Source organism: Streptomyces sp. NPDC018026 (assembly GCF_044327745.1).
Lineage (GTDB): Bacteria > Actinomycetota > Actinomycetes > Streptomycetales > Streptomycetaceae > Streptomyces > Streptomyces rubrogriseus.
In genome coordinates, this window is sequence record NZ_JBIRFY010000002.1 from 189,100 (window position 1) to 212,068 (window position 22,969).

Annotated in this window: 22 protein-coding genes, 1 tRNA gene and 3 pseudogenes; 15 read left to right on the forward strand and 11 right to left on the reverse strand. The window is 71.8% G+C overall.

Annotated elements, in window-relative coordinates; translation table 11 throughout:
* Positions 1–137: 137 nt before the first annotated feature.
* The 6 genes from ACH4D3_RS06480 to ACH4D3_RS06505 all read left to right on the forward strand — a co-directional run bounded on the left by ACH4D3_RS06480 (position 138) and on the right by ACH4D3_RS06505 (position 5,081).
* Positions 138–1,040, forward strand: coding sequence for a decarboxylase (locus tag ACH4D3_RS06480; protein ID WP_398317072.1), 903 nt, complete (start codon positions 138–140; stop codon positions 1,038–1,040).
* Positions 1,037–1,768: an aspartate/glutamate racemase family protein gene (locus tag ACH4D3_RS06485; protein WP_398317075.1), complete on the forward strand. Its 732-nt coding sequence runs from the start codon at positions 1,037–1,039 to the stop codon at positions 1,766–1,768. The genes ACH4D3_RS06480 and ACH4D3_RS06485 overlap by 4 nt, the downstream gene beginning before the upstream one ends.
* A gap of 416 nt (positions 1,769–2,184) precedes the next feature.
* On the forward strand, positions 2,185–3,750 hold the full coding sequence (locus ACH4D3_RS06490) for a polysaccharide lyase family 1 protein (protein ID WP_398317078.1): 1,566 nt from the start codon (positions 2,185–2,187) through the stop codon (positions 3,748–3,750).
* A 151-nt stretch (positions 3,751–3,901) separates the two neighbouring features.
* Positions 3,902–4,249, forward strand: coding sequence for a hypothetical protein (locus tag ACH4D3_RS06495; RefSeq protein WP_398317081.1), 348 nt, complete (start codon positions 3,902–3,904; stop codon positions 4,247–4,249).
* A 153-nt stretch (positions 4,250–4,402) separates the two neighbouring features.
* Entirely contained in the window at positions 4,403–5,017 is a 615-nt protein-coding gene (locus ACH4D3_RS06500) for a bifunctional DNA primase/polymerase (protein ID WP_398317084.1), read from the forward strand.
* A tRNA-Lys gene (locus ACH4D3_RS06505) sits at positions 5,008–5,081 on the forward strand. Before ACH4D3_RS06500 ends, ACH4D3_RS06505 begins: the two co-directional genes overlap by 10 nt.
* Positions 5,082–5,258: 177 nt before the next feature.
* Here ACH4D3_RS06505 and ACH4D3_RS06510 read toward each other — a convergent pair.
* Positions 5,259–6,521, reverse strand: coding sequence for a M6 family metalloprotease domain-containing protein (locus tag ACH4D3_RS06510; RefSeq protein WP_398317087.1), 1,263 nt, complete (start codon positions 6,519–6,521; stop codon positions 5,259–5,261).
* Between the two features lie 332 nt (positions 6,522–6,853).
* On the opposite strand from ACH4D3_RS06510, the gene ACH4D3_RS06515 reads away from it, so the two are divergent.
* Positions 6,854–8,812: a putative bifunctional diguanylate cyclase/phosphodiesterase gene (locus tag ACH4D3_RS06515; protein WP_398317090.1), complete on the forward strand. Its 1,959-nt coding sequence runs from the start codon at positions 6,854–6,856 to the stop codon at positions 8,810–8,812.
* Here ACH4D3_RS06515 and ACH4D3_RS06520 read toward each other — a convergent pair.
* Both ACH4D3_RS06520 and ACH4D3_RS06525 read right to left on the reverse strand, forming a co-directional pair.
* A complete protein-coding gene (locus ACH4D3_RS06520) occupies positions 8,788–9,888 on the reverse strand; it encodes an LLM class flavin-dependent oxidoreductase (RefSeq protein ID WP_398317093.1) in 1,101 nt (366 codons plus the stop codon). The two genes, ACH4D3_RS06515 and ACH4D3_RS06520, sit on opposite strands and share 25 nt — an antisense overlap.
* A 133-nt stretch (positions 9,889–10,021) precedes the next feature.
* Positions 10,022–10,615, reverse strand: coding sequence for a TetR/AcrR family transcriptional regulator (locus tag ACH4D3_RS06525; protein ID WP_398317096.1), 594 nt, complete (start codon positions 10,613–10,615; stop codon positions 10,022–10,024).
* Between the two features lie 138 nt (positions 10,616–10,753).
* Here ACH4D3_RS06525 and ACH4D3_RS06530 point away from each other — a divergent pair, with 138 nt between their 5' ends.
* On the forward strand, positions 10,754–11,611 hold the full coding sequence (locus ACH4D3_RS06530) for a class I SAM-dependent methyltransferase (protein WP_398317099.1): 858 nt from the start codon (positions 10,754–10,756) through the stop codon (positions 11,609–11,611).
* Between the two features lie 36 nt (positions 11,612–11,647).
* Here ACH4D3_RS06530 and ACH4D3_RS06535 read toward each other — a convergent pair.
* Positions 11,648–12,076 (reverse strand): annotated as a pseudogene (locus ACH4D3_RS06535) (hypothetical protein); the annotation flags it as partial.
* Here ACH4D3_RS06535 and ACH4D3_RS06540 point away from each other — a divergent pair.
* The 3 genes and pseudogenes from ACH4D3_RS06540 to ACH4D3_RS06550 all read left to right on the forward strand — a co-directional run bounded on the left by ACH4D3_RS06540 (position 12,061) and on the right by ACH4D3_RS06550 (position 13,607).
* Positions 12,061–12,258, forward strand: coding sequence for a hypothetical protein (locus ACH4D3_RS06540; RefSeq protein ID WP_398317102.1), 198 nt, complete (start codon positions 12,061–12,063; stop codon positions 12,256–12,258). The pseudogene ACH4D3_RS06535 and the gene ACH4D3_RS06540 overlap by 16 nt on opposite strands.
* The gene (locus ACH4D3_RS06545; RefSeq protein ID WP_398317105.1) at positions 12,230–12,745 is read left to right on the forward strand and encodes a DUF6879 family protein; all 516 of its coding nucleotides are present in this window, start codon (positions 12,230–12,232) and stop codon (positions 12,743–12,745) included. Before ACH4D3_RS06540 ends, ACH4D3_RS06545 begins: the two co-directional genes overlap by 29 nt.
* A 14-nt stretch (positions 12,746–12,759) precedes the next feature.
* Positions 12,760–13,607: pseudogene (locus ACH4D3_RS06550) on the forward strand (helix-turn-helix domain-containing protein).
* Here ACH4D3_RS06550 and ACH4D3_RS06555 read toward each other — a convergent pair.
* Both ACH4D3_RS06555 and ACH4D3_RS06560 read right to left on the reverse strand, forming a co-directional pair.
* Positions 13,608–13,805, reverse strand: coding sequence for a DUF397 domain-containing protein (locus ACH4D3_RS06555; RefSeq protein WP_398317108.1), 198 nt, complete (start codon positions 13,803–13,805; stop codon positions 13,608–13,610).
* Positions 13,806–13,809: 4 nt separating this feature from the next.
* On the reverse strand, positions 13,810–14,661 hold the full coding sequence (locus tag ACH4D3_RS06560; protein ID WP_398317111.1) for a helix-turn-helix domain-containing protein: 852 nt from the start codon (positions 14,659–14,661) through the stop codon (positions 13,810–13,812).
* Positions 14,662–14,884: 223 nt separating this feature from the next.
* Here ACH4D3_RS06560 and ACH4D3_RS06565 point away from each other — a divergent pair, with 223 nt between their 5' ends.
* A complete protein-coding gene (locus ACH4D3_RS06565; protein ID WP_398317114.1) occupies positions 14,885–15,295 on the forward strand; it encodes an ATP-binding protein in 411 nt (136 codons plus the stop codon).
* A gap of 9 nt (positions 15,296–15,304) precedes the next feature.
* Here the strand turns inward: ACH4D3_RS06565 and ACH4D3_RS06570 are convergent, their stop codons facing one another.
* Positions 15,305–15,871 (reverse strand): dihydrofolate reductase family protein, encoded by a 567-nt coding sequence (locus tag ACH4D3_RS06570; RefSeq protein ID WP_398317117.1) that lies wholly within the window; start codon positions 15,869–15,871, stop codon positions 15,305–15,307.
* A gap of 128 nt (positions 15,872–15,999) precedes the next feature.
* Complete coding sequence (locus ACH4D3_RS06575) at positions 16,000–16,854, reverse strand: NAD(P)H-binding protein (RefSeq protein WP_398317120.1); 855 nt, start codon at positions 16,852–16,854, stop codon at positions 16,000–16,002.
* 122 nt (positions 16,855–16,976) lie between these two features.
* Between ACH4D3_RS06575 and ACH4D3_RS06580 the strand changes: the two genes are divergently transcribed.
* Positions 16,977–17,564 carry a TetR/AcrR family transcriptional regulator gene (locus ACH4D3_RS06580; protein ID WP_398317123.1) on the forward strand — a complete coding sequence of 196 codons (588 nt, stop codon included), beginning with the start codon at positions 16,977–16,979 and terminating at the stop codon, positions 17,562–17,564.
* Here the strand turns inward: ACH4D3_RS06580 and ACH4D3_RS06585 are convergent.
* Positions 17,545–18,165: pseudogene (locus ACH4D3_RS06585) on the reverse strand (LD-carboxypeptidase); the annotation flags it as partial. The gene ACH4D3_RS06580 and the pseudogene ACH4D3_RS06585 sit on opposite strands and share 20 nt — an antisense overlap.
* 46 nt (positions 18,166–18,211) lie before the next feature.
* The gene (locus ACH4D3_RS06590; RefSeq protein ID WP_398317126.1) at positions 18,212–18,577 is read right to left on the reverse strand and encodes a VOC family protein; all 366 of its coding nucleotides are present in this window, start codon (positions 18,575–18,577) and stop codon (positions 18,212–18,214) included.
* A 104-nt stretch (positions 18,578–18,681) separates the two neighbouring features.
* On the opposite strand from ACH4D3_RS06590, the gene ACH4D3_RS06595 reads away from it, so the two are divergent.
* Positions 18,682–19,647, forward strand: coding sequence for a helix-turn-helix transcriptional regulator (locus tag ACH4D3_RS06595; protein ID WP_398317129.1), 966 nt, complete (start codon positions 18,682–18,684; stop codon positions 19,645–19,647).
* 93 nt (positions 19,648–19,740) lie between these two features.
* Here ACH4D3_RS06595 and ACH4D3_RS06600 read toward each other — a convergent pair whose 3' ends face one another.
* A complete protein-coding gene (locus ACH4D3_RS06600) occupies positions 19,741–21,168 on the reverse strand; it encodes an MFS transporter (protein WP_398317132.1) in 1,428 nt (475 codons plus the stop codon).
* Positions 21,169–21,476: 308 nt separating this feature from the next.
* Here ACH4D3_RS06600 and ACH4D3_RS06605 point away from each other — a divergent pair, with 308 nt between their 5' ends.
* Positions 21,477–22,964 carry an aldehyde dehydrogenase family protein gene (locus ACH4D3_RS06605; RefSeq protein ID WP_398317135.1) on the forward strand — a complete coding sequence of 496 codons (1,488 nt, stop codon included), beginning with the start codon at positions 21,477–21,479 and terminating at the stop codon, positions 22,962–22,964.
* The last annotated feature ends 5 nt before the right edge of the window (positions 22,965–22,969 follow it).

Below are 22,969 nucleotides of genomic sequence, written 5' to 3' on the forward strand. Positions count from 1 at the left end.
CGGAAGTTAACCGGCTGTTGACCTGGGAGTGATGCGGGCGGATTGACCACGCTCGCACCGGAACCTACCTTCGTCAACACGGCCGTGCGTAACGGTGCGTTGCCCTCCCCTTTCTCAGTGTGAGGCCGGTGCGTGCCATGGACATCTCCTTTCTCGGCGGACCAGCTCCGCAACGCGGGGTCGGCGTGGTCGCCCCGTTCGACTTCGCACTCGATCGCGAGCTGTGGCGATGGGTGCCCGACGACGTGTCACTGCACATGACACGGACCCCCTTCGTGCCCGTCGAGGTCAGTCTGGACCTCGCCCGGATGGTCAGCGAGCACGAAACCCTCGGCGAGGCGGTGCGCACCCTCAACGCCATCGCCCCCGAGGTCGTCGCCTACGCCTGCACCTCGGGCAGTTTCGTCGGCGGCATCGCCGGGGAACGCGCCATGTGCGAGGCGATGACCTGGGCGGGCGCGGTCCCGTCCGTCACCACCTCCGGCGCCCTGCTCGACGCGCTGGCCGAGCTGGGCGTGCGCCGGGTCGCGCTGGTGACGCCGTACACCGTGTCCGTGACCCGGGCGCTGGAGGCGTACGTCGCCGAGGCGGGCGTCACCATCACGGGCTGCGCCTTCATGGGGCTCACCCGGCACATCTGGCGGGTGCCGTACCGCGACGTGGCCGACATGGCCCGCCGGGCCGTACCCGCACCGGGGGCGGCGGACGCCCTGTTCATCTCCTGCACCAACCTCCCCACCTACGACGTGATCCCCCAGCTGGAGGCCGAGCTGCGGATCCCGGTGATCTCGGCCAACCAAGTGACGATGTGGGCGGCGCTGCGCCGACTGGGTACCCCTGCGGTGGGGCCGTACCAGGCGCTGACCGATCCGGCCGCGCGCCTCGGCCCCGCGGCGACGGGCGCGGCGGGTCCCGCGGTGGTGGGGCCCGTGGGCCCCGTCGACCCCGCGGTGGCGGGCCCGGTCGGACCCGCCGCGGTGGACATGCCGGGCGTCGGTGACGTCCCGGACACGGAACAGCAGCAGGAAGGGTGGACATGACAGCACTGGGATTCCTGTACCCGGGCCACTCCGGCGAGGACGACTACCCACGCATCGAGCAGCTCCTGGGCAGCGACATCCGGGTGGACCTGGTGCACACGGACATCGGCGAGGACGCCCACCGGGTGGACGCGCTGCTCGAGATGGGCTCGCCGCGACGCCTTGAGGCGGGCGTGGCCGAGCTGCGGCTGTCCGGCGCCGACGCCGTGGTGTGGGCCTGCACCAGCGGCAGCTTCGTGCACGGCTGGGACGGCGCCCACGAACAGGTGCGCGCCCTGGCCCAGGCGGCGGGCCTGCCGGCCTCGTCCACCTCCTTCGCCTTCGTGCACGCGGCGAAGGAGCTCGGGGTGCGGCGGGTCTCGATCGGCGCGACCTATCCGGACGACGTGGCTCGGCTGTTCGCGGACTTCCTCGGCGCCGCCGGCATCGAGGTGGCCGACGTCGTCAGCTCGGGCATCGTCACGGCGGCCGAGGTCGGCACCTGGACCGAGGCGGAGGTGCTGGCGCTGGCCCGCGCGGCCGACCGCCCGGAGGTCCAGGCGGTGCTCCTCCCGGACACGGCCCTGCACACGGCGGCGTACATCCCGGCCCTGGAGAAGGAGCTGGGCAAGCCGGTCCTCACCGCCAACCAGGTCACGATCTGGGAGGGGCTGCGCCTGGCCGACCGGCGGGTCAACGCGCCGGAACTGGGCGCGCTGTTCACCCGGGAGCCGGTGGTGCAGGCCTGAGGCGGTCCGCGGCGGGTTCACGACGGGCCCGCCGCACGGAAGAACCCCGGTCCCGCGTGAGCGGAACCGGGGTTCTCGTCGAGCGCTGGGCAGGCCTTGCACCTGCATTTCCCCACGGGAAGTGGGGCGTCTTTCCTTGGACGACCAACGCACTGCCTGCTGCGGGGAGTTGGCCCCCGTGATCAGGCAAGATGATCGTACCGCAGCTCCGGCCGGGGTGCACATCGAGCGGCGTCGGTTCAGGTAGATAGACGCAGATCGCGGATCTGAACCATAAGTTACGCACCTGAACCCTTGTCAGCTCTCGAAGCTCCCCCTATTCTCACGCCGAGAAAGCGCTTTCCGCCCTGGTTTGATTGACATGATCACGCCAGGGCTTCCGTTCCGGCATGTGAAGGCGAATGGGGAGACCGAGGATGAGACGACCAGTCGCGCTGCGACTCCAAGCGGCACTGGGCACGCTGGCCCTCGCGGCCGCGGCCGGTGTGGTGCTGACGATGCCCGAGGCGGCGGCAGCGGCCGGCGGCGCCACCGGCTACGCGACCCAGAACGGCGGCACGACCGGCGGCGCGGGCGGACAGACCGTCCGGGCCACCACCGGCACCGCGATCCACCAGGCCCTGTGCGGCCGGGCCAGCAGCAGCACCCCGATCACCATCGAGGTCGAGGGCACCATCAACCACGGCAACACCAGCAAGGTGTCGGGCGACAGCTGCAACACCGCGGATGACAAGATCGAGCTGAAGCAGGTCAGCAACATCACGATCGTCGGAGTCGGAAACGGCGCCGTCTTCGACCAGCTGGGCATTCACATCCGGGAGTCCAGCAACATCGTCATCCAGAACGTGACCGTCCGGAACGTCAAGAAGTCCGGCTCGCCCACCTCCAACGGCGGCGACGCCATCGGCATGGAGAGCGACGTCCGCAACGTCTGGGTCGACCACTCCACCCTGGAGGCCTCCGGCGGGGAGTCGGAGGGCTACGACGGCCTCTTCGACATGAAGGACAACACCCAGTACGTCACCCTGTCCTACAGCGTCCTGCGCAACTCCGGCCGGGGCGGGCTGATCGGGTCCAGCGAGAGCGACACCTCGAACGGGTACGTCACCTTCCACCACAACCTGTACGAGAACATCGACTCCCGCGCCCCCCTGCTGCGCGGCGGCACGGCCCACATGTACAACAACCACTACGTGAGCCTGAACAAGTCGGGGATCAACTCCCGCGCCGGCGCCAAGGCCAAGGTCGACAACAACTACTTCGAGGACTCCAAGGACGTCCTCGGCACCTTCTACACCGACGCGGCCGGCTCCTGGCAGGTCAGCGGCAACATCTTCGACAACGTGACCTGGTCCGAGCCCGGCGAGGACAACAACCCGGCGGGCCCCGACCCGCAGTCCAACACCACGGTGTCCATCCCGTACTCCTACAGCCTCGACGACGCCTCCTGCGTGCCGTCCGTCGTGAGCGGCACGGCCGGCGCGAACAAGGGCCTGAAGGTCTCGGACGGCAGCTGCACCCCGCAGAGCCCGGACCCGACCGACCCGACCGACCCGGACCCGACCGACCCGGACCCGACGGATCCGACCGACCCGGACCCGACCGATCCGCCGAGCGGGACCAACCTGAGCATCGGGGCGGGCTCCGACGGCTCGTCCAAGGCGAGCGGCACCAGCTACGGCAATGTGCGCGACGGCGACCTCGGCACGTACTGGTCCCCGGCCGGCCCGACCGGCTCCATCTCCGTGAAGTGGTCCTCCGCCACCACCGTCGGCAAGATCAACATCCGTGAGGCGGCGGGATCCGAGGGCACCGTCGGCGCCTACCGCGTGGTGAACCACGACACCGGCGCCGTCCTGGCCTCCGGCAGCGGGGCGGGCGTGATCGGCTTCTCCCCGGTCTCGCTGGAGAAGATCACCTTCGAGATCACCGGCGCCTCCGGCACCCCGCGGATCGCCGAGTTCGAGACGTACGCGGGCTGACCCGGCCGCAGGGGGCGGGGCGGGTCCGGATCGCGGCTCCGGGCACGCCCCGCCCTCTTGCGCGGGCGCGGGACAATGGACGGTGGCCCACTCCACCGGAGTGACCCCGCACCCGGGGACGGGCCGTCGTCACGCACGAGGAGGAGAAGACATGGCGGAGCCCACGCCGCGTCGGCACGAACCGCGGCTACGCCCCGCGCCCCTGCTCTTCGAGCCGGCGGAGGCGGCCGCCGATCCCGAGCACTTCTTCGACCTCGAGTCGATCGACGACCCCCGGGCCCTGCTCGAACGGGCCACCGAGCTGACCCACGCGTTCCGCGCGGCGGCGGACCGGGCGATGGAGTTCCAGGCGATCGCGGCGGCGCAGCTGGCCGATCCGAGGCGGTTCGACCGGCTGACGACCGCGGACATCGGCGAACGCGCGGAGTGGACCGAGGACTACGCCAAGAAGATGGTGGAGTTCGGCCGGGACCTGATGCGCGGCGAGCCGGCCGACTGAGCGGACCGAGCCGCAGGAGGGGGAGAGCGGCGGGCGGGTGGCCGGAGCGCATATGCCAGAAGGGTGGGCAAGATACTCCCCTCCCGGCCGCCGCGTACCGGTTTCTGGCAACCCAGCGGAGCGGGACCCTCACGCCCGGTAGATATTTGCGGTATGAGCAGCACACGCAACGCCACGCCCCATGCCTCGGACGTCACCTCGGACGGCGCCGCCTGGCTGGCCTCGGCGGGCGCGTACCCGCGCAGCACGCTCGCACTCTGGGAGGAGCGGCCCGAGGCTGCGGTCGTCCTGCCGTGCGGTTCCGCCTTCGACGTGGTGAGCGCTCCCGCGATCTTCGGCCGCCGGATGCTGGACCGGCTGTGGGACGACGGCCCGGGCTCGGGCCCGGTGGCGGAGTTCCGCGGCCGGATGCTGCTGTTCGCCGCCCCGGGCACCGCCCAGCGGCTGCCGTCGCTGCTCGACTGGGAGGAGTGGAGCGCCCGCGGCCGGGAGGGCGGCCGTACGGGAGCGGTGCCGCCGCTGCTGTGCCACGGCGCCGGGGACGCGGTGACCGTACCGGCACCCGCGGGCCCCGCCGCCCCCGCGGAGGCGCCGCCGCGCTCCGGATCCCGCTGGCTGGTGGCCCCGGACACCCGCCAGCCGTGGCTGCCCGGCCCGGAGATCATGCTCTGGGCGGCCGTGCGGGCGGCCCGCGCGGCGGTGCGGATTTCGATTTTTCCTCCCGCCGACCAGGATGCTAAGGTCTACGACGTCAGCAGGCGCCGCTAGCTCAGTTGGTTAGAGCAGCTGACTCTTAATCAGCGGGTCCGGGGTTCGAGTCCCTGGCGGCGCACGATGGCGATGGCGAGGCGTGTTCGCGGAAAGCGCGAACCGGCCTCGCCATCGTTGTTTTTGCGCGGCTTCGCCGCGCGTTGTGGGGGCTTCGCCACCCACGCCCCCCGCTCGGTGGTCCGGGGGTGGGGGCTTGCCCAAGAGTTTGCGTGGGCCGGGGGGATGACGGGGTGGTGGGTCACCCGGGGGTGATCTGTACGGTCCAGGTGCCCGATTCCGTGCGGTCCTCGACCTCCACCCGTACGCCGTCGCCGGGGACCGTGAAGCTTTCGCCGAGGGACACGGGGGCGTCGGCGAGCGGGGGGTAGACCGAGTCGGCCCAGCAGGCCTCGGTGTCCGGGTGGGCGTCGACCACCTCGATCGGCCCGCCGCCGGACTCCGCCCCGCTGTGCACCCGGTACACCAGCACCCCCGCGCGGCAGGACGCCGCGTCGTTGCCGACCGGTGTGCGCACCTCGAAGGCGAGCGCGCTGCCCGCCCCCGTGCGCACCACCGCCAGCTTCGTGCCCCGCCCGAGGCCGAAGGCCGGCGCGCCCGCGGCGCCGGGCACCACCACCCCGGGGCCCGCGCCCAGCGGCTCCAGTGTCAGCCGGGTCGGTTCGCCGCCCCGCACGCAGGCCACCTGCCGGGGCCGCAGCCAGCCCAGCTTCCACTTGTGCCAGCCGAACAGGTCCGGGGAGAGTCCGAACTGGCTGCCCATCAGGTCCCAGTCGCCGACGTGCGTGTCCCAGTCGCCCTCGCCGTCCGCCGGGCGGTGGTACAGGTCCGGCAGGTCGAAGACGTGCCCCGTCTCGTGGGCCAGCACCAGCCGGTCCGGCGGGTGGTTCTCGAAGACCGTGACCACCCGCCGGATGTCCGTGCCGTCCGCCCGCAGCGGGGTCTCCAGGTTGACGACCTTCGTGGCGTCGGAGTCCACCCCGGGCGCGTCCGGGTCCGCGACGAAGTAGACGACGTCGTACCGGGAGAAGTCGACGTGCCGGTCGGCCGCGGTCAGCGCGTCGCGCAGGTAGGCGGCCCGGTGCTCCGGGCTCCAGTCGCGCCGTATGGCGTACGACGTCGACGGGCTCGGCATCCGGATCCAGTCCCGCAGCGGGTGCGGGCGGAGCGTGAAGGCGCCGTAGGAGGCGCGCCGGAAGAAGTCGCCGGTGGCGGGGAAGTGGTCGGCGGCGAGTTCGGCCGGTGCCGTCAGCGGCTGGGAGTCGGGGAAGGACAGGAACACCATCACCGCGTCCAGGGCGCGGGCGGGCCGCGGATAGGCGGCGTTCCAGGTGTCCAGGCCCTCGGAGTGGTGCACGGCGGTGCGCTGCAGCGCGCAGGGCTCCGGGGAGAAGGGCTCGGCGACCGAGGGCGCGGTGATCAGGGAGGTCGCGGCGAGCGCCGACATCGTGGTGCACACCGCGGCGGTGCTGCGCAGCCTGGTCCGGGGGAGCTGGCGCGGCACATGAACCTCCGGACGCGGTTGACGGGACACCGCACCCAGCTTGTGCATGATTGTCGCATTACGCCCTGTTCGCGTGCACCGGATGGGTGAGCCGTCCGGGATTTCGCAGGTGTTCTCCCGGGCAACACCACGAAGACACTCACGGAACGTCACAACTGGTCGGAGGGGTGACGGACCCGTCCAGGTGTGAGCAGAAACGATCTGCCGGAGGGAGTACTCGGTCCCGAACGCGGAACGGCGGCTGGAAGGGCCCGGTGTCAGCCTCTATGATCGGCACACTTTCCTGCACGAACAGAGCACGAACAGAGATCGAGGCACTGCGGGAGCGAGCGGTGAACGGAACCTCAGAAGGGCCGGCGCCCGCAGCGGATCTCGGCCCGGCCATTACGGACAGTGATGAAGGTCTGGCTCCTCGTGCCGTGCGTACGGAGCCCCCGGCCTACCGCTCGGTGTTCACCACGGCCCCGCTCGCCATGGCCGTCGTCGACGCCGAGGGCCTGGTCGTCAGCGCCAACGACACCCTGGGCACCCTGCTCGGCACCGACCCGGACGCGCTGGCCGGGTCCGTGGCGGCCGACCTCGTCGACCTCGCCTCCGACGCCGGCACCTGGCACGCGTACCGCGAGGTGCTGCGCGGCCACCGGTCCCGGCTGCGCTGCACCAGGCGGCTGAAGCGGGCCGACGGGCACTCCCTGTGGGCGCAGGTGACGGTCGAGCCACTGGCCGATTCCGAGGGCTCCGGGGGCACAGGCGGCTCTGGGGAATCCGGGGACTCCGGGGACTCCGGGGACGGGGACGCCCCGGGCGGCCTGCTGCTCTCCGTCGCCGACGTGAGTGCCCGGCGCGAACTCCAGGCCCGGCTGCGCCACCTCCAGATGCACGACCCGGTGACCCGGCTGCCCAACCGCGCCCTGTTCTTCGAACGCCTGACCGCCGCGTTGGAGGCCGAGTCGTACGAGCACGGCGGCACCGGCCGGATCGGCGTGTGCTACCTGGACCTGGACGGCTTCAAGGCCGTCAACGACACCCACGGCCACCGCGTCGGCGACCGGCTCCTGGCCGCCGTGGCCGAACGGCTCACCAGGTGCGCGGAGGAGGCCGCCCACGCCCGGTCCGGCGCCCCGCTGGTGGCCCGGCTGGGCGGCGACGAGTTCGCCCTGCTGGTGGAGGACTCCACCGGCACCGACCAGCTCGCCGACCTGGCCGGGGCGGTCCTCACGGCCCTCCAGCCGCCCTTCGAACTCTCCGACCGGCGCCTGTCGGTCACCGCCTCGGTCGGCGTCGTCGAACGCCACACCGCCGGCACCACTCCCACCGCCCTGATGCAGGCCGCCGACACCACCCTGTACTGGGCCAAGGCGGACGGCCGGGCCCGCTGGACCCTGTTCGACCCCGAGCGCAACGCCAACCGCATGACCCGCCAGGCGCTGGCCGCCACGCTCCGCCCCGCCATCGAACGCGGCGAGTTCGCCCTCGAATACCAGCCGCTGGTCGGCATGGAGGACGGCCGGGTGCGGGGCGTCGAGGCGCTCATCCGCTGGAATCATCCTCAGTTCGGCGTACTGGCGCCGAATCGGTTCATCGCACTGGCGGAGGAGGATGGCTCGATCGTTCCCCTCGGCCGCTGGATCCTGCGCACCGCCTGCCACCAGGCCCGCCGCTGGCAGCTGGCCCACCCGGACGAGCCGCCGATCTTCGTCAGCGTCAACGTGGCGGTCCGCCAGGTCTGGGACTCCGACCTGGTGGCGGACGTGGCCCGCACCCTGGAGGAGACGGGCCTGGCGCCCCACCTCCTCCAGCTGGAGCTGACCGAGTCGGCGGTGATGGGCTCGGCGGGGCGCCCGCTCCAGGTCCTCAAGGCGCTCAGCGACATGGGCGTCCACATCGCCATCGACGACTTCGGCACCGGCTACTCGAACCTGGCCTACCTCAGCCGGCTGCCGGTCTCGGTGCTCAAGCTGGACGGCGCGTTCGTCCGGGGCTTCCAGTACGAGGCCGTGCCCGACGCCGTGCCCGACGCCCCGGCCGCCGGCACGGCCGGGGTCGCCAATCCGGCCGACGAGGTCATCGTCGAGGCGATGGTCCAGCTCGCCCACCGCCTCGGCCTGACCGTCACCGCCGAGTGCGTGGAGACCTCGGACCAGGCGACCCGGCTGCGCCGCATCGGCTGCGACACCGGCCAGGGCTGGCTGTACTCCCGGCCGGTGGCACCGGACCGCATCTCCGCGCTGCTGGGCCACGCGGAACCCGGCGGCCCGGCCGGGGTTCAGGCCGGCGTCGGCAACCCGTAGGCGTCGGCGATCAGCTCGTAGGAGCGCAGGCGTACGTCGCCGCCGTGGGCGTTGGCGGTGAGCATCAGCTCGTCGGCGCCGGTGCGCTTCTGCAGGTCGTCGAGGCCGGCCCGCACCTCGTCGGCGGTGCCGTGGATGACGTTGGCGTTCCAGGACTGGATGAACTCCTGCTCCATCGGGCTGAAGTCGTACGCCTCGGCCTCCTCCGGCGTCGGCACCAGCCCCGGGCGCCCGGTGCGCAGCCGGACCATGTTCAGCGCGGCCGCCAGCACCTGCCTGCGCGCCTCCCGCTCCTCGTCGGTGGCGAGCGCGGAGACGCCGATGAGGGCGTACGGGGCGTCCAGGACGGCGGACGGCCGGAAGGACTCGCGGTACAGGTCGAGGGCGGGGATCGTGTTCTGCGCCGAGAAGTGGTGCGCGAAGGCGAACGGCAGCCCGAGGGTGCCGGCCAGCCGCGCGCTGAACCCGGAGGAGCCGAGCAGCCACACCGGCGGCCGGTGCGCCGACTGCACGCCCCCGGGCGAGGTGGCCTGCACGGGCCCGGGCACGGCGTGGATACGGGCGTAGGGGTGCCCGTCCGGGAAGTCGTCGTCCAGGAACCGGATCAGCTCCGCGAGCTGCTGCGGGAAGTCGTCGGCGCCCTCGTTCAGCCGTTCGGTGCGGCGCAGCGCGGCGGCGGTGGCCCCGTCCGTGCCGGGGGCGCGGCCGAGCCCCAGGTCCACCCGCCCCGGCGCCATCGCCTCCAGCGTCCCGAACTGCTCCGCGATGACGAGCGGCGCGTGGTTGGGCAGCATGACGCCGCCCGACCCGAGCCGGATGCGGTCGGTGTGGGCCGCCAGGTGGGCGAGGATCACCGCGGGGGAGGAGGAGGCGACGCCGGGCATGGAGTGGTGCTCGGCGACCCAGTAGCGCTCGAAGCCGCGGGCCTCGGCGAGCCGCACGATGTCCGCACTGGTCCGCAGCGCGTCGGTGGCGGTCCGACCGGCCCCGACGGTCACCAGGTCCAGTACGGAGAGGGGGACGGGAGCGGTGCCGTGGGCGGTGCCCCGGATCTCCGCTGCGGCGTCTGCGGGCATGGTGGGGTGCCTCCTGTGCTTGGCGTGGTCGTACACGTCGTCGTACTCGCGGTCGCACGTGGATCGCTCTCGCGGTCCTGCGTGGGTCGCTTCGCGACGTAACAGGAGGCGGCCTCCGGTTATTCCCGGCGGCTCACGAGGCCGGGGCGTTCACCAGCGTGGCGATCAGGCGGGTCACCAGCGGGCGCGGATCGGCCGCGCCCGGCCGGCCGGTCATCAGGAGATGGTGGACGGTGCCGACGACGGCGAGGGCCACCGAGGGCGGGTCGACGGTCCGCGCCACGCGGCCGAGGTCCCGCTCGGCCTCCAGGTAGTCGGCAATGGCCTCCTCGATCGCGGTGAAGCCCGGCGCGCCCCGCTCCAGCGCCTCGCGGATGGCCAGCGTGGCCGCCGGGCGGGTCATGGCGAGGCCGGACAGGGCGAGGCCGCCGGAGTCGAACAGGGCGAGCGCGACGGTGTTCAGGTTCCGCTCCACCGTGCCCTGCCCGGCGATCCCGGACAGGGCCCGCGCCTTCGTCGCCGTCTTCGCGAACCGGTCCAGGCACAGCTCGGCCACGAATCCGTCGAACCCGGCGAAGTGCGCGTGCAGCAGTCCCTTGGCGCAGCCCGCCTCGGTGGTGACCGCCCGGCTGGTGAGCGCGCCCGGGCCGTCCCGCTCCACGATGCGCTCGGCCGCCGCGAAGAGCCGCTCGCGTACGTCCGGTGTCGCCACTCCGCGCGGTGCCATGGGCCTCTCATTCGTCCCGGATCGGTCGCCCCGGCTGGGCTCGACCCCGTGGATGGTAACGGGGATTGCGGGGTTTGGGCACTTGCCCATACTGTTTGGGCGCACGCCCATTCTCCGTCGTCCACCCGGGAGGCACCCGTGCCGGACATCGTCAACACCGAGCAGGCTCAAGCGTGGAACGGCCCGGAAGGAACCCACTGGGCCCGCAACCAGGACCGCTGGAACGCCGTGAACGAGGGCTTCAACGAGCCCCTCCTCGACGCGGCCGGCATCACCGCAGAGGCCCGGGTCCTCGACCTCGGCTGCGGCTCGGGCCAGACCACGCGGCGCGCCGCGCTGCGGGCACCCCGGGGACACGCGCTGGGTCTCGACCTGTCCGGCCCGATGCTGGCCGAGGCCAGGAGCCGCGCCGAGCGGGAAGGCGTCGCGAACGTCTCCTTCGCGCAGGGCGACGCGCAGGTGCACCCCTTCGACGCGGGTGCCTTCGACGCGGCGGTCAGCCGCTACGGGGTGATGTTCTTCGCCGACCCCGTGGCCGCCTTCGGCAACGTCGGCAGGGCGCTGCGGCCCGGCGGGCGGCTGGCGTTCGTCTGCCCGGCCGACGCGACGCTGAACGGCTGGGTCACGGCGATGGCGTCACTGCGCGAGGTCCTGCCGGTGGGCGACTTCGGACAGCCCGGGCTGCCCGGCATGTTCTCCCTGGCCGCCCCGGACCGCATCGGCGACGTCCTCACCGCGGCGGGCTTCGCCGACATCGACGTCAACCAGGTCCAGGCCTACGGGACGTGGGGGCGGGACGCCGAGGACGCGGCGGACTTCCTCCTGGGCACGGGCCCCGGCCGCCACCTCATGGACCTGGCCGACCCGGCCGCGCGGACCCGCGCCCGCGGCATCCTGACGGACCATCTGCGCGCGCACGAGGCGGCCGACGGCACGGTCCGGCTCCTCAGCACGTCCTGGCTGACCACGGCAACCCGCCCGACGCCCGCCGCATGACCGGGTGACGGCGACCGCGCCGGAAACGCGTCCGGTCGGGCAGGGCAGTTCGGCGTTCGCCCGATTCGGGGAGCAGGTCACCACGGCGAGGGACAGGTACGAGGGATGTTCCAAGTAGAAGCCGTACGACACGTCGGCGCCCACGTGGAGCTGCCCGCTGGCACCGTCGACGAGTCGGCCAAGGCGGGTGCTGTCCCGGTCCCTGTCTGCCGAGAAGTGGGGCGCGTACTCGGCCAGCCGTTCACCGAGCCATGTCGCCGCCTCTTTCGGCTCCTCCCACGTGCCCTGGACCAGTGACCGAGGCTTGAGCAGCCAGTATGCGGTCTCCAGCGGCGGCAGGTCCGCCGTGGGGAACGCTGCGGCCACCTCCCGGTACCGCTGAATCGCTTCCGGTCTGCTCCCGGCAGGGGGCGGCTCACCCCGACACGGACCGGGACCACTGCCCCACGGTGTGGGCGGACGCCGACGCTCAGGAGATCCTGCTGCAGGGTTGGAAGCCGGACACCGACACTCGGACGGGGTGCGAGGCGAGCAGCCCCGCGAACGGCTCAGTGCCCGACAGTGAAGCCATCGTCAGGATGCCTGCCCGGATGATCCCGATGATCAGGGAGGCGTGCGATGCCGTCGAGCGTGCCCAGCTTCGCTGAGTTGCTCGGCCGGTGTGAGCGGTCCGCCGTCCACCTGGAACTGCGCGACTCCTACGCCCCGACGGACCGGTTCGAGGCGTGGAAGCGCGGTGAGCGGATCGACTGGGAGGACCGCGCGTCCTGGTGGCACCCCTACGATCAGCTGATCAAGGACACCGTGTCCCGGGGCGTGGCGATCCGTCGCGCCCGTGTGGTCTCCGAGCCTGTGTCGGACTACATCCGTTGGGAGCACTACGTGACCCGCGCGAACGTCACGGCGGGTGAGGAAGTGCGGTGGCTGCCACGGCGCCGGGCTACGAGCATCGCTCTGCCGGGCAATGACTTCTGGCTCTTCGACGGCACCCTGCTCCGGGTGCACCACTTCTCGGGTGACAGGGCGGTGGTCGAGGATGAGATAACGGCTGACCCGGAAGCCGTGAAGCTGTGTTCCGCCGCCTTCGAAGCGGTCTGGGAGCGAGCGATCCCGCACGGCCTGTACGAGATCTGACGAAAGCCGGCTCCATGCCCCTGCATCCCTCCTCACGCGTTCAGAAGGCCCGCGAACAGTTGGCCGGTCGGCTGCGCGAGATCCGTCACGACGCGGGGATCAGCGGGCGGGAGCTGGCCGTCAGATGCGGCTGGTCGGAGTCGAAGTCCTCCCGCATCGAGAATGCCAGGACTCCTCCCTCCGACGCGGACATCAAAGCGTGGTGCCGGGCCTGCGCCGCCGATGATCAGACGGCCGACCTCATCGCCGCCAACAGACAGTCCGCAGACGCTCATGTGCAGTGGAGGCGACTGCAACGAAGCGGCCTTCGACAGTTGCAGGAGTCGACCGGGGATCTGTACCGGCAAACGAAGATGTTCAGGACCTACGTCTCCGACGTGATCCCCGGATTCCTCCAGACGTCCGGATACGCCACCGCCCTTCTGTCGTCGATCGCGGGCTTCCGGGGGACCCCGGACGACGTGGGCGATGCCGTCGCGGCCCGTATGAGGCGCAACCAGGTGCTGGGCAACGGCGCACACCGGTTCTCGTTCGTGCTGGAGGAGTCAGTGCTGCGGTACCGGTTGTGCAGTGCAGCGACCATGGCAGCGCAACTCGGACACCTGCTCCGGGTCATGGATCACCAGAACGTGGCCGTGGCACTCATCCCGCTCTCCGCCCAACGAACCGTCTGGCCCATGCCCACCTTCACGATTTTCGATGACACCAGGGTGCACGCGGACACCCTGGTGTCACTGCCACTCTTACGCAGCCTGGCCAGGTCAAGCTGTACGCCCGTGCCTTTGACCGGCTGTCGCAGGAGGCTGTGAGGGGAGCGGCAGCACGTTCGCTCATCACGGATGCGTTGGCATCCCTGGACTGACTACTTCTTCGCCCCGGGTGGGTTTCGGAGGGCGGTGAGGAAGGCGGTGAACGCGGGGGCGGGAAAGGTGAGCACGGCCCGGGCGGGGGCCTTGGAGTCGCGGACGGCTATGTGGGGGTGGTCGAGGGCGACCTCCACGCAGGCGTTGCCTTCACCGCCGCCGGAGTAGGACGACTTCTTCCATGCGCCGCGCGTCATCGGGTCACAGCTCCTTTGCCAGCCGGTGAATGAACTCACGGGAAGGTTTTGGCTCGAAGGCTACTTCTTCCACCCTGCGGAACAACGTGCGGAAGTGGCTCAGTTGAGCGGCTGCGTCAACAAAGACAGTGCCATGCGGTGTGTCGCGGACGACTGTGTCCAGTTGGGGGACGGGTCCGCCCGCGTACACCATCGCGCTACCCGCGCCCGCGAAGCCGTTCACGGCGAAGGGGATGACGCGTACGGTCACGTGGTCGGATTCGGAGAGGCCCAGGATGTGGGCGAGCTGAGTGCTCATTCCAGCCTCGTCGACCACCTTGATGCGCAAGGCCGCTTCATGGATGACGGCTTCGTACGGGATCGGCTGCGGGTGCTCGAAAATGACCCTGCGCTTCATGCGGTGATCCACCCAGCGCTGGATCTCTTCGCCTGAGAACTGAGGGTTGACGTAGGAGAACAGGGCGCGAGCGTACTCCGCCGTCTGCAAAAGCCCCGGCACGTGCAGAAAGTCCACGTCCCATCGAAGAGACGCGTGATGCTCCAACTCCGAAAGGTCCAGGAAGGGGTGGGGAAGTGTTCCCCGGTACTCCTCCCACCATCCGTGAGTTCGACCGGTGGCCATCGTCACCAGTGCTGCGATCAGGTCCTCGTCCGCACAGGCGTAGTGCGCGGCAAGGCGCCGCAGGCGCTCCTCGCTCACACCTGCGATGCCGGATTCGATCTGACTGATCTGAACGGAGTTCACGCCGAGGAGGCTCGCTGCCTCAGTCGCCTTGAGGCCTGCGGCTTCCCGCATCTTGCGCAGTTCGATCCCAAGACGTTCCTGGCGTGCCGTGGGCGTACGTCTGGGCGGCACGTCTCGTCTCCTCCGTGTTCAACGGCCGCTCGCAAGCAGCCCGTTCGAGGCAATGTTACGTGACCTCCTTGCTGTGTCATAAATATATGCCCTACTGTCGGTGATGAAAGACGCACCCAGTGCAACTGATCGACGTCGGAAGTGCACCGCTTTGCCCTGTCATGGCAGCGCGGCATAGACACCGGCGCTGCGTCCATCCGCCCCGTCCCCGAAGGGAACCGGCATGCCTGAAAACGATACGTGGGAGTACTCCCTCTACATCCCGAACGACCTTAGAGCCGTGACCGTCTGTCGTCGGACCCTCCGGCTGATCCTGACGATGCACGGGCTGATCCGGATGGTCGATCTCGCCGAACTGCTCGCGACGGAGCTGGTGTCCAACGCCGTGCGGCACACCAAGGGGCCGGCCGCGCTGCGGGTCCGCTGGTCCGGGGGCGGAGTGCTTCGGCTGGGCGCCTGGGACGCGGATCCCTCGCCGCCCCAGCCGCCGCAGCCCTTCGACCGGGCGGCCGACCGGGAGGACGGGCGAGGGCTGGCGCTGGTCCGGGCGTGTGCGGACGTGTGGGGGTGGCAGCCGCTCGCACGGGAGGGGAACCGGGGCAAGTACGTGTGGTGCGAACTGGGTGTGGCTTGACGGGGTGGGTCAGCGGGTCACGTGGTGGCGGAGGAGGATGACGTTCCGGCCGAAGGCGCGGGACTCGGCGAGTTCGAGGTTCACCCTGCGTCCGTGGGGCGGGAAGAACGGGGTGCCGCCGCCGACCAGCACCGGGTGGACCATGGTCCGGTACTCGTCGATCAGGTCGGCGTCGGCGGCCTCGGCGGCGAGGGTCGCGCCGCCGATGGAGATGTCGCCCGCGCCGGGTTCCGCCCGCCAGTGCTCGATCTCCTCCGCCAGGGTGCCGGACGCCAGCCGGGTGTTGGTGCCCCGCACCGCCGTCAGCGTCCTGGAGAACACCACCTTTGGCAGCGCCTTCCACAGCGCGGCCCACTCCAGCTCCGCGGCGCCGAGCGACTCGTCCTGCTCGGCGGTCTCCCAGTACAGCATCGTCTCGTACAGCCGCCGCCCCAGCAGGTGGACGCCGGTCTCGCGGATCTCGTCCGTCCAGTACCGGAAGACCGCCTCGTCCGGGTCGCTCCAGTCGATGTCACCGCTCGCGTCGACGATGTAGCCGTCCAGGGACACGTTCATCGAATAGACCACTCTGCGCATCGGAAGCCCTCCTCGGTAGCCGTTCGGGTTCGACGGTACGGCCGCCGGGCGGGCGCCGCAGCGGGTGCCGGAAGTGCGGCGCGCACCGCACGGCCGCCAGGGGCATGCAGGGCCGGGTGGATCGGCGGTCAGGCGGCCGGACGGGCCGCGAGCCGGTCCGTGACGGTGCGGGGCTCGCGGCCGAGGAGTTCGGCCAGCAGGGGGCCGGGCTCGGCGAAGTAGCCGGCGCGGGCCGCCTGGTAGTAGGTGAGCATCAGCCGGGCCGTCTGCTCCGGTACGCCGGTCGCGATCTGGTCGGCGATCCACTGGTCGTCGTCCAGGACCACGCGCTCGACGGTGCGACCGGTGAGGTCGGAGGCGGTCCTGGCGAGGTCGTCGAAGGTGACGGCGGTCGGCGCGGTGAGGTTCACCGGGCCGTCGAGCCGGCGGTCACCGGCGAGGACGGCCGCGGTGGCCTCGGCGATGTCGTCACGGTCGGTGTACGGGACGGGACCGTCCTGCGGCTTGGCGATCACGCCGGTCCGCTGCCACGGGCCGAGGACCTGGTCGAGCGGGCCGTAGGCGCCGTTGCGCAGTGCGGTCCAGGCGACTTCGGAGTCGCCGAGGATCGCCTCGGTGGCGATGTGGAGGTCCGACGGCCGGTACGGGTTGCCGGGGACGGCGCCCTGCTGGCTCGTGTAGACGACCCGCCGGACGCCGGCCGCGACCGCGGCTTCGACGGCATTGCGGTGCAGGCCGACGAGGTCGGCGGCCGGGTCGTTGCCGGAGACCAGAAGGACCTGGTCGGCCCCGGCGAAGGAGTCGCGCAGCGCGGCCGGGTCCTCGTAGGAGCCCTGCCGCACGCGCACGCCGCGGTCGGCGAGGTGCCGCGCCCTGCCGGTGTCGCGGACGCTGACGCCGATCTCGTCGGCGGGTACGCGCCTGAGGAGGTGCTCGACGGTGGCGCCGCCCAGCCCACCGGTGGCGCCGGTGACAACGATCATGGTCTTGGCCTTCCCGCATAAGTTGACCACATGGGTCACTTTCTCTTCTGTCGACGACCGTAGGTAAGCTGACTCGACGAGTCAAGTTGTGATGGTGAGGACAGGAAGGGACGGTGAGGGCCATGACCGGTGCGGTGTCTTCGGAACCCCGGCTGCGCGCCGACGCGCGGCGCAATTCCGAGCAGATCCGCGCCGCCGCGATCGGCGCCTTCCAGGGGCGGGGCCTGACCGTGCCGCTGGAGGAGGTCGCCAAGGCGGCGGGGGTGAGCAAGGCCACGATCTTCAACCGGTTCGGCGGGCGGGTCGGGCTCATCGAGGCCGTCATCGAGGAGGTCGTCGCCCGCGAGCTGTTCGCCCTCATCGACCGCACGCGGACCGTCGACGACGGCGGCGAGCGGATCGCGTACTACCTCACCGCGATCCGCGACCTCCAGTACCGCCAGCCCGCCTTCAACGACGTCCTGTTGCAGACGTATCCGAACTCGGAGCAGCTCATGGAGATCTGCCGGGTCGGAAGCGGGGCCAACGAGGAGATCGTCGCGGCGGCGCGGGCCCGCGGTGCGCTGCGGCCGGAGTTCACGGCGGGCGACCTCCACGCCCTCGTCCTCGACAACGCGCTCGCCCTCAAGCACGGCGAGCGGCCCGCCCGGGAGGACTACGACCGCCGCACCAGGTACCTCCTGGACGGCATCAGGCCAGCGTCTGGGTGAGTTCGCTCCGCGTCGACGTGTGGGTCAGGCGGCCGTGCGCGCCGTTGACGATCGGCAGGTAGGGCGGCACGTGGCCGCACTCCACGTCGGCGACGATCGGCACCCGCAGCGGGCCGAGCGCGTCCAGCACGGCCTGGTGCTGGGAGAGCGAGGGGACACCGGGGGCCGAGGTCCGGCCGACCAGTACCGCGTTCGCGGCGTCGAAGAAGCCGGCCAGCCGCATGCCGTGCAGGTTGCGGCAGATGGTCAGGGCGTCGTCGCCGCAGGCCTCCACGTACACCAGGAGTCCCTCCGGGGCCGCGGTCCGGGCGAAGGCGGACGTGTCCAGGCACCCGGATCCGGTGAGGTTGCAGAGCGTCTCGATACAGCCGCCGATCAGACGGCCCTCGACCTCGACGTCTCCGCCGCCGTCCAGCCGGGTCCAGCCGCCGGGGGTGTCGAGCTGGTACTCCCGTACGTCCGGGTGGAGCGCGTAGTCGTCCCAGCCGGTGGTCCGGTGGCGGCCCGGCGGCGTCTGGGTGAACCGGTGGCCCCGGGGCGCGCTGACGATGTCGAGCCAGGAGACCAGCCCGTCGGGGGTCCGGTACGGGGTGTCCTGGAAGGCGGACCCGCGGCAACCCGGGCTCGCCGGATCGAGGAGGCAGGGCCTAGTCGACGGGTGAGACCCGGATCAGGTTGCCGTCCGGGTCCGTCACCACGAAGGTGCGGCCGAAGACCTCGTCGTGGGGTTCCTCCACCACGGTGACGCCCTTGGCGACCCACTCGGTGTGGAGCGTGTCGATGGCCGCGGAGGAGCCCGGCACCATGAGGCCGACCTCCGAGGTGCGCGGGGTCTCGGGCGCGACCTGGTCCGCGCGGCCGCTCCAGAGGGCGAACAGCACTCCCGGGGCGACCTCGAACGGAACGTAGCGCGGCGTGGTGACCACGGGCTCGATGCCGAAGAGGTCGGAGTAGAAGGCGGTCGCGCGCTCGACGTCGGTGACGTAGACGAGGAAGAGGTTGGGTGCGGACATGGGGATCGGCTCCTTCCGGGCGGGCCGGTCGGTTCCGGCCCTCGGTGTCAGCCTCGCCTGAGAACATGACAGGAGTTGTCCTGTTCGGAGCGGGGAGGTGTCCGGTGAGCCGGCCGCAGCGGTTGATCGAGCTTCTCGCGGCCCTGCAGGCGCGCCCGCGGACCACCGCCGACGCGCTGGCCGAGGAGCTGGGGGTGTCGACGCGGACCGTCCTGCGGGATGTGCGGGCGCTGGTCGACGCCGGGATTCCCGTCTTCACCGAGCGGGGCAAGTACGGCGGCATCAGTCTGCTCCCCGGTGACCAGGCCGACCTGTCGAAGCTGACGACCGGCGAGGCGGACCTGCTGCGGGCCGTCGGGCTCGACCTCGACCGGGCCCGTCAGCTCGGCGGTGAGGCGGCCGCCCGGTCGGCGCTGCGCAAGCTCGCCTCGCGCAGGCGGCCGCCGCCCGTCCGGGACGACCTGCCGCTCGCGCTGACGGACGTGATCGCGATCGACAACCGGCCCTGGTTCGAGGACGCCGCGCCCCTGCCCGACGTCGCGGGGCTGGTACGGGACGTGCGTACGGCGAGGCGGCTGCGGATCGTCTACCGCAGGAGCGGGGACGCCGCCGCGCGGGAACTCGTGGTCGACCCCTACGGGCTGGTCCAGCGGGGCGGCCGCTGGTATCTCGTGGCCGACCGGGACGGGCGTCCCCGCATGTTCGCGCTCTCCCGGCTGCTGCGCTGGGCCGTGCTCGACGACGCGCGCCGGCTGCGTGCCGGTGCCGATCTCGCCGGTACGGCACGGGAGTTGGGCGAGGCGTTGGAGCGCGGGGAGCATGTGATGGTCACGGCGCGTGTGGACGCGGCCAGCCTCGACATCGCCCGCCGGATCCTGGGCGCCAGGCTCAGGGCGGTGAGTGACCGGGGGGACGACGGGCGGGTCGGGATCACCGTGGCGTACGACCGGGTCGACGGCGTACGGCAGCTGCTGCAGTTCGGCGAGCACATCGAGGTCGTCGCGCCGGAGGCCGCACGGCGACTGGTCGGGCGGCTCGCGACCGCGCTCGCCCGCACGCACACCGGCTAGCACCGGACCCGTGGCCGGCCGGGTCCGGAGCCGGTGCCGCACCGGGGCCCGCACCGGGGCCCGTGCCGGACCGGGGCCCGTGCCGCACCGGCCCTACGGCGCCACGTCCTCCAGGGCGCGGCCGCTGGTCTCCTCCGCCCAGGCCGCCGCCGACAGGGAGCCCGCGACGGCGACGACCGCCAGGGTCACGAAGACCGTGCCGATCGCGCCCCCGGCGTAGATGGCGCCCACGACGATCGGGCCGAGGATGACGCCCAGGCGGTTCATCGCGCCGCCCACACTGGAGCCCAGCGCCCTGATCCGGGTCGGGAACAGCTCCGGTGTGTACAGGTAGAGGCAGATGTTGGAGCCGAAGAGGAAGACCGCGGCCAGGGACGTCCAGGCCAGGACGCCGCCGGCCGAGTCGCCCCCGGTCAGGCCCAGCAGGAGCAGGCACAGGGCGGCCGCCGCCATGCACCGGATCACCGTGTCGCGGCGGCCGACCCGGTCGACGGTGAGGGCCACCAGCAGGCAGCCGGCCAGGCCCGCGCAGCTCGTCACCGTGGAGTAGAGCAGCGCCGTGGACAGGTCGAGGCCGAAGTGGTCCTTGTAGATGGTCGGCAGCCAGGACGTGATGCCGTAGTTCGCGAAGTAGCCCGTGAACCACAGGGAGCCGATGACGAGGGTGCGCCTGCCGTACCGGCCGGTCAGCAGTTCGCGCAGGCCGCCGGTTCCGCCGCCGTCCGGCGGCGGAGAGGCGGGGCGGGCCGGTGCGGGGTCCGGCAGCGGGGCTCCGGTGGCCCTCTCGACCTTCCGCTCGATCGACGCCATCGTCGCCAGTGCCTCGTCGTGCCTGCCGTGGTCGGCGAGCCAGCGCGGCGACTCCGGGACCCAGCGGGCGAGGGCGAAGCACAGCAGGCCGGGGACGGCCGCCAGGCCGAACATCCAGCGCCAGCCGAGCAGCGGCACCAGCCAGGCGGCCAGCAGCGCGCCCGCGGTCAGACCGGCCGGGAAGACCAGCTCGTACAGGAGGACGAAGCGGCCCCGCTGGTGGGCGCGGGTGATCTCCGCGATGAAGGTGGCCGCGATCGGCACCTCGCCGCCGATGGCCATGCCCTGGACGAAGCGGAGCGCCATGAACGGCTCGGGGGAGGTGCACAGGGTCAGGGCCAGGTTGCAGACGCCGGACAGCGCGATACAGGCGGCGATGACCTTCACGCGGCCGATCCGGTCGGCGAGCCGGCCCGAGACCAGGGCGCCGACCAGCATGCCGATCGAGCCGACGGTCATCAGGGCGGTGACCTGTGCCGTGCCGAGGTGCCACTCGTCGCGCAGTTCGGGCAGCGCGTACGCGATCAGGAGCTGGTCGAACGCCTCGAAGAACGTGACGGCGCCGACGACCAGCCGGACCATCACCTGCCAGCGGCACAGCGGCAGGCGTTCGAAGCGGGCGCCGATGGCGGCCGCGAGGGCGGCGGAGTCGCTCTCGCTCTCGTCGTCGCCCGGTCGGCCCGGGGTGTCACGGGCTGCGTCGATCGTCATGGATGGGTCTCCGGTGTCCGTGTCCCGTACGTCGGGGAGTGCGCGAGAGCGCACGGGAGGGTTCGGGCCGCACGGCACCACGGGACGGCCGCGGGCCGGCGGCGAGATGAGGGTTGGAGAGGTGCGGCGACGCCCCACTTATGTAGGCGCTGAATGTCTCAGTGCTTAAGTTCTACCGGTAGCCCGCCGATGTTAGGCAAGCCTTACTCCTGACGTCGCAAAAAATTCTCGACCGCGGGCCCTTGCGGGGAAATTATTTAAGCCCTTAGATTTCTAGCGCTTAGACACGTTCCCCACCGGAGGTCCCCATGCCGCGCATCCCGGCCGACGAGATCCTCATCGCGGGCCAGTGGCGACCGGGCGGCGGCCTGCCGATCCACACCGTCGACCCGGCCGACGGCACCGTCCTCGCCACCGTCCACGCCGCCTCACCGGACGACGTGGACGAGGCCGCGCACGCCGCCGCCGCGGCCGCCGCCGCCCCCGAGTGGCGCGACCTGCCGCCCCACCGGCGGGCCCGCGTCCTGTACCGGATCGGCGACCTGATCGAGGAACACGCCGACGACCTGGCCGCGCTCCAGACCGCCGACACCGGCAAGACCCTCGCCGAGACCCGCGCGCTCGCACTGAGCGCCGCCGGCACCTTCCGCTACACGGCCGCCGCCCTGGAGACCGCCGAGGACGCCCTCACGCCCCCGCGCGGCCCGTACCTCACCATGAGCACCTACGAGGCGATCGGCGTCGTCGGCGCGGTCAACCCCTGGAACTCGCCCATCGCCTCCGACGCGCAGAAGGTCGCGCCCGCCCTGGGCGGCGGCAACGCCGTGCTGCTCAAGCCCGCCGAGTGGACCCCGCTGGTCTCCCTCGCCTTCGGGCGCCTCGTCCACCGGATCCTGGCCGAGGAGAAGCTGCCGACCGCGCTGCTGGCCGTACTGCCGGGCAAGGGCCGCGTCGTCGGCGACGCGATCGTCCGGCACCCGCTGGTCGGCCGGATCGGCTTCACCGGCGGCACCGCCACCGGACGCGCCATCGCCCGCGCCGCCGCCGACAAGCTGGTCCCCGCCTCGCTCGAACTGGGCGGCAAGTCCCCGACGATCGTGCGCGAGGACGCCGACACCGAACAGGCTCTCGCGGGCGTCATGTACGGGATCTTCTCCTCCAGCGGCCAGTCCTGCATCGCCGGATCGCGCCTGTTCGTGCACGCCTCGCGGTACGACGCCTTCGTCGGTGAACTGGTCGAACGGGTACGGAAACTGCGCGTCGGACCGGGCACCTCCCCCGACACCCAGGTCGCGCCGCTCGTGCACCACGCGCACCGCGACGCCGTCGCCGCGGCCGTCGACCGCGCCCGCGAGGAGGGCGGCCGGGTGCTGTGCGGCGGAGCCGCGCCGGAGGGGGAGCGCTACGCGCGGGGCGCCTACTACCTGCCGACCGTCATCGACTCCCTGCCGCACTCCGCCCGCGCCTGCCGGGAGGAGATCTTCGGCCCGGTCCTCATCGCCCTGCCCTACGACGACGAGGACCAACTGGTCGACCTGGCCAACGACTCCGTCTACGGGCTCGCCTGCGGCATCTGGACCCGCGACGCACGCGCCGCCTGGCGGCTCGGGCGGCGCATCGAGGCCGGAACCGTCTGGATCAACACCTACAAGCAGTTCTCCGTCTCCACCCCCTTCGGAGGGATGAAGGACTCCGGGCTCGGCACCGAGAAGGGCCGCGACCTGATCCGCGCCTACCAGCGGCAGAAGTCCCTGTACTGGGGCACCGACGCCGCGCCCCTGCCCTGGGCCAACTGACCACC

What these genes read in the sequence shown, in the direction of transcription:
- ACH4D3_RS06590 (WP_398317126.1), bottom strand. Translation starts at nt 18,577, where the DNA reads ATGTCCGCACCCAACCTCTTCCTCGTCTACGTCACCGACGTCGAGCGC.
- ACH4D3_RS06545 (WP_398317105.1), top strand. Translation starts at nt 12,230, where the DNA reads ATGCCGTCGAGCGTGCCCAGCTTCGCTGAGTTGCTCGGCCGGTGTGAG.
- ACH4D3_RS06605 (WP_398317135.1), top strand. Translation starts at nt 21,477, where the DNA reads ATGCCGCGCATCCCGGCCGACGAGATCCTCATCGCGGGCCAGTGGCGA.
- ACH4D3_RS06490 (WP_398317078.1), top strand. Translation starts at nt 2,185, where the DNA reads ATGAGACGACCAGTCGCGCTGCGACTCCAAGCGGCACTGGGCACGCTG.
- ACH4D3_RS06495 (WP_398317081.1), top strand. Translation starts at nt 3,902, where the DNA reads ATGGCGGAGCCCACGCCGCGTCGGCACGAACCGCGGCTACGCCCCGCG.
- ACH4D3_RS06480 (WP_398317072.1), top strand. Translation starts at nt 138, where the DNA reads ATGGACATCTCCTTTCTCGGCGGACCAGCTCCGCAACGCGGGGTCGGC.
- ACH4D3_RS06520 (WP_398317093.1), bottom strand. Translation starts at nt 9,888, where the DNA reads ATGCCCGCAGACGCCGCAGCGGAGATCCGGGGCACCGCCCACGGCACC.
- ACH4D3_RS06575 (WP_398317120.1), bottom strand. Translation starts at nt 16,854, where the DNA reads ATGATCGTTGTCACCGGCGCCACCGGTGGGCTGGGCGGCGCCACCGTC.
- ACH4D3_RS06485 (WP_398317075.1), top strand. Translation starts at nt 1,037, where the DNA reads ATGACAGCACTGGGATTCCTGTACCCGGGCCACTCCGGCGAGGACGAC.
- ACH4D3_RS06525 (WP_398317096.1), bottom strand. Translation starts at nt 10,615, where the DNA reads ATGGCACCGCGCGGAGTGGCGACACCGGACGTACGCGAGCGGCTCTTC.
- ACH4D3_RS06555 (WP_398317108.1), bottom strand. Translation starts at nt 13,805, where the DNA reads ATGACGCGCGGCGCATGGAAGAAGTCGTCCTACTCCGGCGGCGGTGAA.
- ACH4D3_RS06565 (WP_398317114.1), top strand. Translation starts at nt 14,885, where the DNA reads ATGCCTGAAAACGATACGTGGGAGTACTCCCTCTACATCCCGAACGAC.
- ACH4D3_RS06600 (WP_398317132.1), bottom strand. Translation starts at nt 21,168, where the DNA reads ATGACGATCGACGCAGCCCGTGACACCCCGGGCCGACCGGGCGACGAC.
- ACH4D3_RS06580 (WP_398317123.1), top strand. Translation starts at nt 16,977, where the DNA reads ATGACCGGTGCGGTGTCTTCGGAACCCCGGCTGCGCGCCGACGCGCGG.
- ACH4D3_RS06500 (WP_398317084.1), top strand. Translation starts at nt 4,403, where the DNA reads ATGAGCAGCACACGCAACGCCACGCCCCATGCCTCGGACGTCACCTCG.
- ACH4D3_RS06570 (WP_398317117.1), bottom strand. Translation starts at nt 15,871, where the DNA reads ATGCGCAGAGTGGTCTATTCGATGAACGTGTCCCTGGACGGCTACATC.